Raw genomic sequence first — 13,675 nt, forward strand, 5'->3', positions numbered from 1 at the left:
ACAAAACATGAGGAGGTTTTAACCATACTGTTTATGTAATTGTAAAAAGTGAAAATGAAATAAGGATGAAATGAGCTTATGAGACATCATTATTTTCAAAACTTTTAGACTCTAGTAATCCTTTTCCTAATGCTGTTATTGCATCAACTTTAGAAAAATCAAAAGTTTTAAAAGAAGATGTTTTTGGCTCTAATAGATAAAGTTGCTTTTTACATTTAACTATAGCATGTTTTGTTTGATTATATATAAGAAGTCTAATAGAATGTTCAAGCATCTCTGCTATATTGCTAGTTTTAAAAAAATTATCTGGTAAATGCTGTTTAAATGAATTTTTACCCATCACATCTACTGCTAAAATATTATCCATGCTAGCTTCTAAGATTCCGAGATTTTCACATAAAAATCCATCTCCTAGCGTTAAATTTTCTATATATTGCTCTTTAAAAATACCTGGGATTGCCATTGTTGCCAATAGTGCATCAACTATACGAGCATTTTTACCTGCACTAAATACATATTTTTCTCCCGTAAATAAATCTGTTGAAATTAATTTAAGTGGTATTTGTGTTTCACAGATTTGTCTATCTCCAAAGATTTGTTCAAGAATTGCTTTTATTTTATGATCATCAATGATTGAATTTCCTCGAAAAGAAATATCTACCCACTTACTCACTTTTAAAAATCTTTTTAACTCCACCAAAATTTGCTCTTCTTTCATCCCAATAGCCAAAAGCGTCCCGATAATTCCACCCATACTTGTTCCTATAATTTCACTAGGTACAACTCCAAACCTTTCCAAATCACCAATCACTCCAACATGAGCTATTCCTAAAGCTCCGCCTCCAGATAAAACTAGAGAAAATGGAGCTTTTTTCAAAGTCTCTATTAAATTCAAGATAAAATTCCTTTTAACTCATCAGATAACAAAACTGAAATTTCTTTTTTTATATTTTTAAAACCTTCTTCATTTACTCATATATAATATGTATTTTTTGCTAGTATAAATCTTTTTTAGATAATTTTTATTTATTTGTGACAAGTCATTTTTATTGACAACTGCAAAGTATCTTGTTTTTGAAGATTTCTCTATTTTATTAAAATCTTTTAATGTAGTTAAATCTAATTTTTTATTCATATAGTATGTTGAAGAAAAAGATTTCTTTCTTACAAAATATATAGGCTTATTTCCTTTAGAGACAGATTTATACTTTGCTATCAAAAATTTTTCTGTTTTTAATGTGCTTGGATTGTATAAAATATAAAATAGAGCTATTATAGATACAATAGGAACAAGCAAGCCATTTATTTTTATAAATTTTCCGTAATTAGCTAAATATTTGCCATCCTTTCTGTTTAAAAACAAAGCCAAAACTATCGCAAATCCTGGCAATGAAGGCAAAACATAAGTCCAAATAACATTTCCAGCAAAAGTGAAAAACAACATCAAAAACAACATCCATACAACATAAAAAGATATATTTTCTTTTTTAAGTTCTTGCAGTAATGTTAGACGATTTATCTTGTCTCTCATATTTTTTAAGCTTAAAGCTATAGCGCTTAATCCCCACGGTAAAGTTGCTACAATCCACATTACCCAGATAGCTCCATGAGGATTTTTATGAACATATCCGTATTTGTCACCATGCCAACCTGTATTTAGAAATCGTCCTAGATTTTCCCCTATTATAAAATAGTATAAAAAACCAGGAGTTTTTATCTCAGCAGCTATATACCAAGGAACAGCAATAACCAACATTAAAGCTATACCGCTTATCCAAGGAAATTTCGCAAGAGTTGATATCCGTTTTTTATAAGAAAACAGTATCCAAAGTGTAATTATGCCACCAACTACTACTAATGCAAGAGGTCCTTTTGTAAGTATGCCAAGTCCGACTCCCACAAAAAATAGATAATTCCAATATTTTATATGTCCATTTATAACCATTAAAAAAGAAACTAAAGACAGTGTGGTTCCAAAAGTGAGATACGGATCAGTAATCACTGCTCCACTTAGTGCAAAAACCAGTGTCAAACCAGAGTATATAGTGATTGCTAGCCATGCAGTAGTTTTATTTTCTAGTGTAATCAATAATTTATAAACAAGCCAAATTGTAGCAAGTGTTATTAACATAGAGGGAAATCTAGGCGTAAAATCATGAATGCCAAATATCTTATATGAGAGTGCTTCAAACCAAAAAGCAAAAGGTGGTTTTCCCCAAAAAGGTACACCATAATCATAATATGGTGTAATCCAATCATTTAATTTTGACATTATTAGTGCTGTATTTGCATATCTTGCTTCTGTTGTATCTGCAAGAGGAAGAAAAAACATAGGTAAAAATCGTGAAATTATAATTACCCAAAATAAAATCATTAAATTTTTAATCTGCTTATTCATATCTTACCTTCATATTGTTTATTAATTTTTCAAAATTATGAGATAATAAAATATCCATCTCTTCTTGTCTGTTTTTGTTTGTATAAAACTTTTTGAATTTATCATCTTTCCAAGCTAAATCTTCTTCTTGGCTAAGATAGGCAGGATGTAATAATATCTCAATATTTTCATTTTTTTTGACATTAAAAAGTGCTTTTTTTATAGATCCAAATGTCATATTTCCGGTAAATAAGACTCCTATAAAAATCTCGCTATATTCTATGCCATTTTGTTTGAGTTTTTTTACCAATTGGTTGGATAAAAAGTTTAGTAAAAAATGCTTTATGATATTTAGACCAAAATAATTTTTTAAATCTTTAAGTGAACCCATCTCTATAAAAAATGGCTCTTTTGGAACACGAATATAAGAGATATCTATATCTAATTCTCTATTTAATTCAATTAATATATCAGATATAAATGGTATAGTATGATAGTGTTGGTGCGAATCTATGTTGATTGATTTAGAATTTATTTTTTCACTATAAAGTAAAATTTGATTTTTATATTCTTCTTTGATTTGTTGTTTTATAATATATTTTTTTTCTCGGTTTTTAAAATAGTAGTCAAATAAAATATTTTCAAAACTCTTGCAAAATTTTCCTTCTTCATCCAAAAGATAATCTATATCCAATGGTTTGGAGATTGGTTTTCCTTCTGCTATATTTAGATGTAAAGATGTTCTTATGCCAGATAGTTTATTTATTTTTTCCAAAGATTCATCCACATAATTTGAATTTATCATAATGCTAGTAGAGTTTAGTGAACCTTCTTGAAAGCATTTGCAGATGATATCACTCATATTTGGTGAGTTTGCAAAATCATCTGCATTAATTATTATTTTCAATTAAGTCTCCAAAATACAGTGGTCTCTTTTTGACTTCAATATGAATTTTACCTATATATTCACCAATAATTCCTAAGATAATGAGTTGGATAGAGCCCATAAATACTATGACTATCAAAGTTGTGGCATATCCAGTTCTATGTTCATTAAAAAATAAATATTCAATTAAAGTATCTAATGCGACTATACTAGATATTGTTGTGGAGATAATACCTAAATAAGTTGCTAATTTGAGTGGCTTTGTTGAAAATTGCATTATGCTGTCAACTGCTAATCTAAATGACTTACTAAAATTGTATTTCGTTTTACCTGAAAATCTTTGCGGTACTTCAAATTCTATTACTTTATGATTTTTATATCCTATAAAGTTTAAAAGTCCTCTAAACATTCTGTCATTTTCACCGATAGTTTTTAAAGTTTCTATATGTTTTTTATCCAAAAGTCTAAAATCTGGATAATCTTTTGGTATCTTTATATCTGAGAGTTTATCTAATATAAAATGATATGTTGAAGATAATATATTATACAGCATTGATTTGTCATTTCCATTGTTTATCTTTTTAGTTAAAATAATTTCACAACCATCAAGCCAATCATTTACCATAGTCTCTATTAGTTTTGGGGGATGTTGCAAATCTCCATCCATAAATATGACACAATCACCTTTTGCTTGATCCATACCTGCACTCATGGCAATCTCGTGCCCAAAATTTCTAGAAAGATTATAAATTTTTATATTTCTATACTTTTGCATCAAACTCTTCAATACTACAAATGTACTATCTGTGCTACCATCGTTAACACATATATACTCAAATTGAACTTTATCTTTAAGGTTTAACTCTACTTTGTACAATTCATCGAATAATTGATGGATATTTCCTTCTTCATTATATAATGAAATAACGATGCTCACCAATTTATGCTTCATAAAATGCTCCATTTCTAAGAAAAACAAAATTCTTATATATTAAATAGTTTTGAATAGCTACAATAGCTGAGGTTAATAATTGTGATACAAATATGTTAATTTGTAAAAAATTATGAAAAATTGTAAATAGAATCAAATTGCTAACAAAAGAGATTGATACAGTGATTATATACTTTAAAATAGAGGTATTGTGTTGCTCGTCAGAATCAAATGTATAATAATATTGAAATATATAATTAAAAATAGCACCTATTATCACCCCTACAGAAGTAGAGATATTTGCATTAATCCCAAGCCAAACCAAAAGTGTCATTGTACCAAGATGACATAATGTTGCACTTCCACCACTTATAATAAACCTTTTGATATGGTACATGTCATATTTTCTGGAATAGTTCATATTGATTTAACCTTATAGAAAATTACTTAGATAAATTTAAAATTATATATGATTATATGATGTGAAAATGAAACAAAAATGAAAAAAAGCTATTTTTTAGTGTAAAAGTAGAAAGCAGTACTAGCAAGCAAGAAAATTGGTATCATAATAGCAATTTCTGGGGTTATGACAGAATTTATGGCTAATTTGGATAGAAGAAACAAGATACCCCAGATGAAAATAGTAGAAAAACTTAAAATAGAAGATATCCAAACTGAATTAGAATATCTTGAAATTATCGGTATTTGAGTAAAAAATATTATAACTAAAAACGGAGCAAACAAAGGTATAAAGATTTTTGATAAAATAATAGCTTTTATTTTGTCTGTATCCAGACTTTGCTTGTTATAAAATTTTAATGCTTCTATAGCATCTAATATTGAAAAATTTACTTCTCCTTTATAAATATTGTCTATAATTTTTGGTCTAAATTTAGTAAGTGCTTTTTTTGTAATAAAATCTTTTACAACAATACCATTACTGTTGATAGTATTAACTTTTGGTTTTATAGTTTCTTTCCCATCATACAAAATCCATTGCTTTACTCTATAATCCCCTTTTTTTGCTTCGATAACCGAAGTAAGATCTCCATTTTTTATTTTAAAAATTTTTATATCTGTAGCATTTTTCTTAATAGGATTAATTTTTTTGAAGAAAATATAATCATCCCCATTTGCTAAAAAAACATAGTTTGTATTTGTCAAGATTTGTTTATATTTTAAAAGATTATAGCGGTAAGTATCAACATAAGAAAATTGTGTAAAGTTCAAAAGAATATATACAATTGTTATAGATAAAGAAGTCACAAATAAAAGTTTTGATACAGATTGCTTACTCAATCCAAGACTATAAAAGCTAACTAATTCATTTGATTTTACCATGGAAAGTACAAAAACAATCATTGCAAATACTACTGAAAGAGGTAGCGTATAGTTTATAGCATTTGCACTCTGCAACAATACATATAGAATTTCTAAGCTAGCTGATTTTGGCAATTTTTGGTAATTTGATAAAAGATCAATACCAATATAAAAAAACTCTAATGCGAAGAAAATAATAATAAAACTTTTAATGTATTTTAATACTATATATCTCTGATATACCTTCATTATAAAATATTCCTTGGCAAATAAAACAATTCTTTTTACCAATTATACAAGAATATTCTTAATGGCTTAATAAATCAATTTTTCATTTTCATTTCATCTTTATGTTATATAATCATTAAAAGAAACATTGTGTTTATAAATTTCTAGAGGATATTTTACTGATGAACAAAACTAAAAATTTAATACTTATATTTTGGAGTATAGTAGCTTCAAGATTTACATTGATGATATTTTTCCCTCTAACAGATACAACAGAAGCAAGATATGCAAATATAGCCTTAATTATGGCAAAAACCAAGGATTGGATTACTCCGTATTTTGATTATGGAGTGCCATACTGGGGCAAACCACCACTTGCTTTTTGGTTTCAGGCACTTTCTTATAGACTCTTTGGTATTCACGATTTTGTGCCAAGACTGCCTTCCATGCTCATAACCTTAGCTACTGCTTGGCTCATATACAAAATGCTTATTACGCTAAGCAATAAAACAACTGCATTATGGGCAATAATCATATATATGAGTTCTTTGCTTGTTTATGCACTAAGTGGTGTAGTTTTAATTGATATCTATCTTACTTTTGCTACTACTTTATCTTATGTTTCTTTTATTATGTTCATAAAAGGATATAAAAAGTATTGGAATTATCTATTTTTTGTAGGTTTGGGTATAGGAATTTTAACAAAAGGTCCTTTGGCACTAGTGCTTGTTGGTGGAACTATATTTATTTGGGTAGTTTTTTCCTTTAAAGAAAGATTTACCAAAATACTTGAACTTCCTTGGATAAAAGGCATATTGTTAATGTTGCTGATTTTTATGCCTTGGTACATATTGGCTGAAATAAAAACACCTGGATTTTTGCATTATTTTATCATTGGAGAAAATTTTAGTCGCTTTTTAGACTCTGGTTGGAAAGGTGATCGTTATGGTCATGCTCATTTTAAGCCTCTTGGGACAATTTGGCTTATGTGGTTATATTCATCTTTGCCTTGGGGTTTAGCGGGAATAATTATAATCTTGAAAAAATCCATAAAAAAGGCATATCGTCAAACTTTTTTAAAAATACTTAGAAAAGATGATATTTTATTTTATACTATATGGATGCTATTTCCTATAGTTTTCTTTACTTTTTCTGCAAATATTACACCCACATACACACTATATGGCTTTCCTGCACTAGGCGTTTTATTTTCCCTATACATAACGAACAATAAAGAGTATTTAAATAAATACAAAAAAATATTGTTAGTAAGTGCTACACTTATACCACTAATCGGAGTTTTAGGAGTATTTTATGTTATTCCAAAAGCTAATACTCTTAAAACTGAAAAATTCTTAATCACCCATTATAAAACTATCGCAAAAAGTAACGAACCGATATATTTTATAAACCAAAAAGAATTTTCAGATACATATTATATGAATAAAAAAGTAACTCCTGTAAATGAAAATGAGTTTTATATACAAATTAAAAAGAATAAAACACTAAGATATTTTGTAGTTATGCACAAAAATATGGTGCTTAAAAATAAAAATATAGAGAAAAACTTGTATAAAATCTTTAGTAGTGAAAGATATGTGCTTTACTCAAATTTAAAATCTTAACGATACTTGTCTTTTATATATAAAATAAGATATAAAAATTGTCACAATAGGTACAGCTAGAATAGAATAAAAAGCATTTATCTTGGATACAACTACAACTAATGAAATATAAGACAATATTGATAAAAATATATATAGATAAATTTTAGCTGATGTATATCTTGATACAACGATGGATAATCCCAATGCCAAGTGAACTGTGGATAAAGGAAATAATGCTATAAGTATAAAAAAAGCAAAATTATAAGCCCTCCCTTCGTTTTGAAAAGCAATATGCCAATAATCATAAATAGTTTGTATATGGCCTATGTTTCCACTCTGTTTTGTATTTATGTACATTTTTTTAAAATCAATTTGATGAATTTCATCTTTTTTAAACTCAAAAATTTTTCCATCATTTAAAATAAGCCTTAATATTCCCGTTACATTCTTGATTGAAGCTACCTTTGCTAGTATAAGTTTTGCTGGTTTATTTGGCGAGTCCTTTTGATATAAGGCTACATTTTGATATGTGTGGTCTTTTTTAACCTTTTTTACATATACAATCCAATCAGAAAATTTTTGTCCAAATTTACTTGCTTGTATATTAAATTTTGCTTCTGATTTTTTGTAGTCAAGAAAATTATCATTTAATTGTCTAGAAATTGGTATAAGAACAATTATATTAATAATCATCAATGTGGAAAAAATAGATGCTAAAAAGATAAATAATTTCAATATTTTCTTTGGAGAATGACCTAATGTAAAAAGGACTAACAATTCATTTTCTCTTGAAAGATTGAATAAAGTGATACATAAAGCAATAAAAAAAGTTACTGGTACTGTATACAATAATAATCTTGGAATCAAATAGACAAACATAATCATCAACTCTAAAAAATTGATTTGAATTACCGATGTGATACTTGCAATTTTTATAAAAAATACAATAGAAGCGATAGAAAATAGTACAAAAAAAAGTGAACTAAACAAAGACATAAAATGTTTTAAAAGATAATCATTTACTCTATTCATGTAGTAACTCTGTTTTAAATTTAAATATCACCTAATTTTCTCTCTATATTTTTATATTTTGTTATTGTAACATCTAGTTCTTTAATAAATAATCATACCATACATAACTCATTTGTAAAAATAATTTTGTATATGCACTTATTAGATGGGGAGAATCACTGCAAAATTTTTTTTAGACCCAAAGATAGTAAAACTGCCATCTCTTTTTTTCTATTTTTATTTGTATACCATCTTTTAAACTGATCATTGTTGAATCTTTTCTTTTCTTTTTCAGATATATATCCTGGGTGCAAAAGTACCTCAATTTCATTTGCAATTTTTACTTTTTTTAAGCCATTTTGGATGGCTTTTAAAGTCATATCTCCACTAAGCAGTACGCCTATAAAAGCATCATTGTATCTTATGTCTTCTTTATTTAATTTTTTTATCATTTTATTAGCTAAAAAATTTAGTAAAAAATGAACAAAAAAGTTTATGCCTATGTAATTTTTAAGATCATTAAATGAACCAATTGCCCAAAAAAACTTCTCTTTTGTAGCTCTAATATTTAAAATATTTATATCCATCTCATTTTTTAATTCTATCAAAATATCGGTTACAAATGGGATTTCATGATAATGTTGATGCGAATCAATATTTATATCTTTTGTTTGTAATTTTTCACAAAATAAAAGGATTTGATTTTTAAATTCTTCTTTTACTTCACTTTTGATAATATTCTGCTTTTTTTTGCTAGAGAAACAATAATATTCAGCTACAAACCTTTGCCAACTTCTAAAAAAATAACCATTTTTATCACTTAGATATTGAAATTTTTGACTTGATATAGCCTTTCCTTCTGCTATATTTAGATGTAGCACTTTTCTTATTTCTTTATCTTTAATTAGCTTTAACGAATCATCTAAATCATCAGAATTTACTATAATGCTAGTAGAGTTCAAAGCTCCTTTTTCAAAACATTTTAAAATAGTTTTACTTATATGAAATGAATTACCAAAATCATCTGCATGTATATATATCTTTTGCATTACAATAATCTCTTTTTCTCCCAATCTAAAGCAGTTTTACAAATAAGCTCTAAGTTATCATATTTTGGTCTCCATTTAGTAAGCTTTAAAATTTTAGAATTATCTGCTATTAAAATACCTGCATCGCCTTCTCTTCGATCACAAATTTCTACATCAAAATCAACACCACTTACTTTTTTCATTGCATTAACTACTTCTTTTACACTTGATCCTTTACCGTAACCACAATTAAAAATCTCACTTTTATTATACTCTATTGCAGTAAGATGTGCAGATGCTAAATCTTCTACATGTATATAATCTCGGATACATGTTCCATCTAAAGTATCATAATTATCTCCAAAAATATACATTTTTTCTCTTGCCCCAATTGCTGTTTCACTTGCAATTTTAATTAAATGTGTTGCATTAGGGAATGATTGTCCTATTTTATTGTCTAGTGAAGCACCAGCAACATTAAAATATCTTAGTATTATATATTTAAAATTCTTATGTGCTATTGCAGCATCAATTAGCATCTGTTCACTCATAAGTTTACTCCACCCATAAGGGTTAATAGGATTTTTGATACTATTTTCACTAGCTGACATATTTTCAATGTCGCCATATACTGCAGCACTTGAAGAAAAAATAAATTTTTTTACATCATATCTAATAGCTAAATCAATAAGATTTGCTGTATTAATTGTATTGTTCATATAATATTTAAGTGGATTTTGTACTGATTCAGGCACTACAATATTTGCAGCAAAATGTATGATAACATCAAAATCTTTTTTTTGAAATACTTCCTCCAGTTTTTTTGGGTTTCCTAAATCTTCTTTTATTAACTCTCCAAATAAAATATTTTCTTCAAATCCTGTAGAAAGATTGTCGATTATCGTAATCTTGTGAGATGTTAACTCACCCAATTTCTTTATTATATGACTTCCAATATAACCAGCACCTCCGGTAATTAGTATATTCATTGTTCCTTTCCTTTTTTTTGAATTTTACATTTTAAAATTTTTCCATCAGTATAGTACCGTTGCTCTTCGCTTGGTTCATTGTCGCCATTTATCTCTTTTATTGAACATTTAGTTTGCTCATATTTACATGTCATTTTCCAATCTTTTCTACTCAAAAGATATTTATAAAAAAAATCTCTACTTTTATCTATATTTTTATCAATTTTATGAAGAGGAGTAATAAAATAATTGTAAAAACCAAATTGATAGCCATCGTCATAAGAGATAGATGCATAATAAGTTTTTAAATTATTTTTTTTATTAGAAAATTGCCACAATCTTATATGCTCTCTTTTTGAAAGTGAAGTCGTTTTATACTGATATGCAAAATTTTGTGGTAATCCAATAAAATAAAGAGAACTAACAGGAGAACTTTTTTGCCTGATTAGCTTAACATACTCGCTAAATGAAATATTATCCTGTCTAAATATGTCATTTTCAATCCAATTATCATCAAATATATCTTTCACATCAAGAGAAGTATTTAAGATTATATTTATTGGCTGAATAGTGTTAGTTTTAGAATCTTTATAATACAAACCAAGATTATTACAATCTTTCGTATCTACTGTGGAAATTATACTTGTATCGTAAAATTTTAAAAAATCAGATGTTGGTTTTTTATTTTCTATAAAAAAAATAAAAAATAAAAAAAGCAAATAGACAAATAACATACCTACAATAAATTTAAAAGAGTCCTTTGCTATGAACGAAATAGCTTTTTTTCTATCTTTATTTAAAATATCTTTCCAATGCTTTAAAATCTTTTTTTTCTTAATATAATAAAGTATAAATAAACATATGATAACAATAAATATGACAACAAATATATAAGTTTCAAATAAAGCTATAACTACATCAAAGTGCTTACCAAAAAAATAACCCGCTATTATAAACTGTCCAATCCCTATAATAGCCCCTGTCATTTCATATGGCAGAAACTTTTTATACTCTAGCTTATATGTCCCTGCTATAAATGGAGTTATCCAAGAAAGAGGTCCTAAAAGCCTCCCCAAAAACACACTTAAAGCTCCATATTTTTTAAAATAGTTAGAGCCTTTAACAAAATTCTCTTCATTAATAAACTTATCAATCAATCGTATTTTTTTTAGTTTATTATAAAATGATATTCCATATTTTCTTCCAAGAAAATAACTTATATTATCTCCAAGTATTCCCCCACTATATAGTACTAATATAATAATCCAAATATTTAATATACCCATACCAGCAAGTATAGATCCGCTTAGAAAAAATATTTCGCCAAAAACAAAAAAAGATATACCAATAATAGTCTCAAACATAGAACCTAAAAAAAGTATAGCATATGCAAACTCTTTATAGTGTACTAAAAAGCCAATTAATTGATCTATGGTATACATATTTATCTAGCTGTACTATAAGACTTGTTTATTTTATTTTTATAAGGTGTTAAAGCTTGAATATTCCAATAAAATAAGGTTTTTAAATATCCATCTTTTTTAAATCTTCTTGTTGAAGTAGACACTTGATTAGTATTTAAGAAGAAAAAATCACCAAATAAACGCATTTCATTAATAAATTTTAAGTCTTCACTATAGTTTAAATTCTCATCATATCTAACCTTTTGAGCGATATTTGTTTGTGCTATTTGAATAGAATATGATGTTTTTGAAAACTTATGTCCAATATCATAAAATTTAAACCAACTCTTATCATACCAAGAAGAACTATCAGATGGTTTGATTGATGTTGTTCCTATGGTCAGATTATCATTAGCATTTTTATTTATATGATTATTTAACTCCTTGAGAAAATCTTTTTCAAGGAGTGTATCAGCATCCAAAAATATTGTAAAATCTGATTTTTTATTTGCATGTTTTAAACCTAAATTTTTAGCTTTTGAAACACCTTTATCAGATTGATAAACTTTAATATTATTTGATACTTCTTCATAAGATAAAGCAATACTATAACTACTATCAGTTGAACCATTTTCTACTAAAATTATTTCCAAATACTCTTTGTCATAATCTAATTCTAGTAGTTTATCAATAGTTTGTTTGATATATCTTTCTTCATTGTAAATTGGAACAACTATTGTAAAAAAGTTTTTATGAAAAAATGACTTAACTGTTGTTTCTATATCTAAAAGAGCTTCATTGGTTTTATTTTTAGGCATTAAAGATATAGTATTATCTAGATTGGTTGATAATTCTTTTAAATCAAAATTATTTTCATCTTCACATATCACAAAATAATCTTTATACTTATGATAAGATGCTAGATACTCTTGCTCTGTAGAATTTGGAGTAGGAAATAGTATAGCTTTTTTGTCTAGTTCAACTAAATCTAAAATTGTAGTATAACCAGTTCTTGATATAACCACTTTAGCTCTACAAAATAGTTCATTTCTAAACTCTTTTGTTGCTGACGGATAAATAACAATATCAAATTCATCCATTTTTACTATATCATCACTATTTGGATCACCAAGCATAAAAACTTTTTTACCTTCTAATTGTTTGGCTTGTTCTAAAAGTTTTGAAACAAAATTATCTTTTTTTTCTTGAAGGTATCCACTTATAATAAAAAGATAATCTATATCTTCTTCTACATCCAATTTTTTATATGATGATACTACTCCTATATAGTCATGAGGGAAAAACTTTGTCATAACTGCATGAGACAAGTTACCTGCTATACTATCATTGTTTTTTTTATAATCAGGTATAAAAACTTTATTGAAATTTTTAAAGTAAAAATAATTTGAGAAATCTGTTACAAATTTAAACATACCTAAGTATTTAGGAGGCATAAATGATATTTGGTGTGAAAGTAAAAACGATGGTATCTTATCGGAATATATACCATATCTACCATCAGAAAATATAAATTCATATTTATCTTCAATCATCAAACATTTTTTGTGTTCATTTTTTATGACAAAACTTGTTTTGGCAAGATCAGTTAAAAGATATAGATAAAATTTTAACCCTTCACCTCTTTCAAGTTTAGGATAATCTTCAAAATCTATAAAATTAACATTCTCACCAGATAACTCTTCTTGCAAAAAACTCAATGCCTTATCATGAGAGATAATAGTGATTTCATACTCTCTCATAAAATGTTTCATAATAGCCAAACTTCTTGTAGCATGACCAAGACCTAGTGAACTTACAGCAAAAAGTACTTTTTTCATCTTCATTTTCCTTAATTTATTTATGAAATTATAAGAAGTGAAAATGAAATGAGAATGAACTCAAAATGAAACGAAAAT

The 13,675-nt window shown here is 26.7% G+C and carries 12 protein-coding genes; 1 reads left to right on the plus strand and 11 read right to left on the minus strand.

Annotation, left to right across the window (positions count from 1 at the left end; all coding sequences use genetic code 11):
- Nucleotides 1–76 precede the first annotated feature (76 nt).
- From ACKGJI_RS07460 to ACKGJI_RS07485, 6 genes are all read right to left on the minus strand, one after another.
- Complete coding sequence (locus ACKGJI_RS07460) at nucleotides 77–895, minus strand: patatin-like phospholipase family protein (protein WP_458699662.1); 819 nt, start codon at nucleotides 893–895, stop codon at nucleotides 77–79.
- 69 nt (nucleotides 896–964) lie between these two features.
- Nucleotides 965–2,398 (minus strand): ArnT family glycosyltransferase, encoded by a 1,434-nt coding sequence (locus ACKGJI_RS07465; protein WP_458699663.1) that lies wholly within the window; start codon nucleotides 2,396–2,398, stop codon nucleotides 965–967.
- The gene (locus tag ACKGJI_RS07470) at nucleotides 2,391–3,284 is read right to left on the minus strand and encodes a ChbG/HpnK family deacetylase (protein ID WP_458699664.1); all 894 of its coding nucleotides are present in this window, start codon (nucleotides 3,282–3,284) and stop codon (nucleotides 2,391–2,393) included. Before ACKGJI_RS07470 ends, ACKGJI_RS07465 begins: the two co-directional genes overlap by 8 nt.
- Nucleotides 3,268–4,215: a glycosyltransferase family 2 protein gene (locus tag ACKGJI_RS07475; protein ID WP_458699665.1), complete on the minus strand. Its 948-nt coding sequence runs from the start codon at nucleotides 4,213–4,215 to the stop codon at nucleotides 3,268–3,270. The genes ACKGJI_RS07470 and ACKGJI_RS07475 overlap by 17 nt, the downstream gene beginning before the upstream one ends.
- Entirely contained in the window at nucleotides 4,205–4,615 is a 411-nt protein-coding gene (locus tag ACKGJI_RS07480; RefSeq protein WP_458699666.1) for a GtrA family protein, read from the minus strand. The genes ACKGJI_RS07475 and ACKGJI_RS07480 overlap by 11 nt, the downstream gene beginning before the upstream one ends.
- A gap of 89 nt (nucleotides 4,616–4,704) precedes the next feature.
- The gene (locus ACKGJI_RS07485; protein WP_458699667.1) at nucleotides 4,705–5,763 is read right to left on the minus strand and encodes an LptF/LptG family permease; all 1,059 of its coding nucleotides are present in this window, start codon (nucleotides 5,761–5,763) and stop codon (nucleotides 4,705–4,707) included.
- Between the two features lie 161 nt (nucleotides 5,764–5,924).
- Between ACKGJI_RS07485 and ACKGJI_RS07490 the strand changes: the two genes are divergently transcribed.
- On the plus strand, nucleotides 5,925–7,367 hold the full coding sequence (locus tag ACKGJI_RS07490; protein WP_458699668.1) for an ArnT family glycosyltransferase: 1,443 nt from the start codon (nucleotides 5,925–5,927) through the stop codon (nucleotides 7,365–7,367).
- Here ACKGJI_RS07490 and ACKGJI_RS07495 read toward each other — a convergent pair.
- From ACKGJI_RS07495 to ACKGJI_RS07515, 5 genes are all read right to left on the minus strand, one after another.
- Nucleotides 7,356–8,381, minus strand: coding sequence for an LptF/LptG family permease (locus ACKGJI_RS07495; protein WP_458699669.1), 1,026 nt, complete (start codon nucleotides 8,379–8,381; stop codon nucleotides 7,356–7,358). The two genes, ACKGJI_RS07490 and ACKGJI_RS07495, sit on opposite strands and share 12 nt — an antisense overlap.
- A 155-nt stretch (nucleotides 8,382–8,536) precedes the next feature.
- Entirely contained in the window at nucleotides 8,537–9,409 is an 873-nt protein-coding gene (locus ACKGJI_RS07500; protein WP_458699670.1) for a ChbG/HpnK family deacetylase, read from the minus strand.
- Nucleotides 9,409–10,377: a UDP-glucose 4-epimerase GalE gene (gene galE / locus ACKGJI_RS07505; protein WP_458699671.1), complete on the minus strand. Its 969-nt coding sequence runs from the start codon at nucleotides 10,375–10,377 to the stop codon at nucleotides 9,409–9,411. The genes ACKGJI_RS07500 and galE overlap by 1 nt, the downstream gene beginning before the upstream one ends.
- Nucleotides 10,374–11,798, minus strand: coding sequence for an LssY C-terminal domain-containing protein (locus tag ACKGJI_RS07510; RefSeq protein WP_458699672.1), 1,425 nt, complete (start codon nucleotides 11,796–11,798; stop codon nucleotides 10,374–10,376). The genes galE and ACKGJI_RS07510 overlap by 4 nt, the downstream gene beginning before the upstream one ends.
- 2 nt (nucleotides 11,799–11,800) lie before the next feature.
- Nucleotides 11,801–13,597, minus strand: a complete 1,797-nt coding sequence (locus ACKGJI_RS07515; RefSeq protein ID WP_458699673.1) for a glycosyltransferase family 2 protein — start codon at nucleotides 13,595–13,597, stop codon at nucleotides 11,801–11,803.
- Between the last annotated feature and the right edge of the window lie 78 nt (nucleotides 13,598–13,675).

Source organism: Sulfurospirillum sp. 1307, assembly GCF_054408545.1.

Bases quoted from the DNA above. Each gene is read 5' to 3' on its own strand.
- galE (WP_458699671.1), bottom strand. From the start codon at position 10,377: ATGAATATACTAATTACCGGAGGTGCTGGTTATATTGGAAGTCATATA.
- ACKGJI_RS07465 (WP_458699663.1), bottom strand. From the start codon at position 2,398: ATGAATAAGCAGATTAAAAATTTAATGATTTTATTTTGGGTAATTATA.
- ACKGJI_RS07475 (WP_458699665.1), bottom strand. From the start codon at position 4,215: ATGAAGCATAAATTGGTGAGCATCGTTATTTCATTATATAATGAAGAA.
- ACKGJI_RS07515 (WP_458699673.1), bottom strand. From the start codon at position 13,597: ATGAAAAAAGTACTTTTTGCTGTAAGTTCACTAGGTCTTGGTCATGCT.
- ACKGJI_RS07480 (WP_458699666.1), bottom strand. From the start codon at position 4,615: ATGAACTATTCCAGAAAATATGACATGTACCATATCAAAAGGTTTATT.
- ACKGJI_RS07495 (WP_458699669.1), bottom strand. From the start codon at position 8,381: ATGAATAGAGTAAATGATTATCTTTTAAAACATTTTATGTCTTTGTTT.
- ACKGJI_RS07490 (WP_458699668.1), top strand. From the start codon at position 5,925: ATGAACAAAACTAAAAATTTAATACTTATATTTTGGAGTATAGTAGCT.
- ACKGJI_RS07485 (WP_458699667.1), bottom strand. From the start codon at position 5,763: ATGAAGGTATATCAGAGATATATAGTATTAAAATACATTAAAAGTTTT.
- ACKGJI_RS07510 (WP_458699672.1), bottom strand. From the start codon at position 11,798: ATGTATACCATAGATCAATTAATTGGCTTTTTAGTACACTATAAAGAG.
- ACKGJI_RS07500 (WP_458699670.1), bottom strand. From the start codon at position 9,409: ATGCAAAAGATATATATACATGCAGATGATTTTGGTAATTCATTTCAT.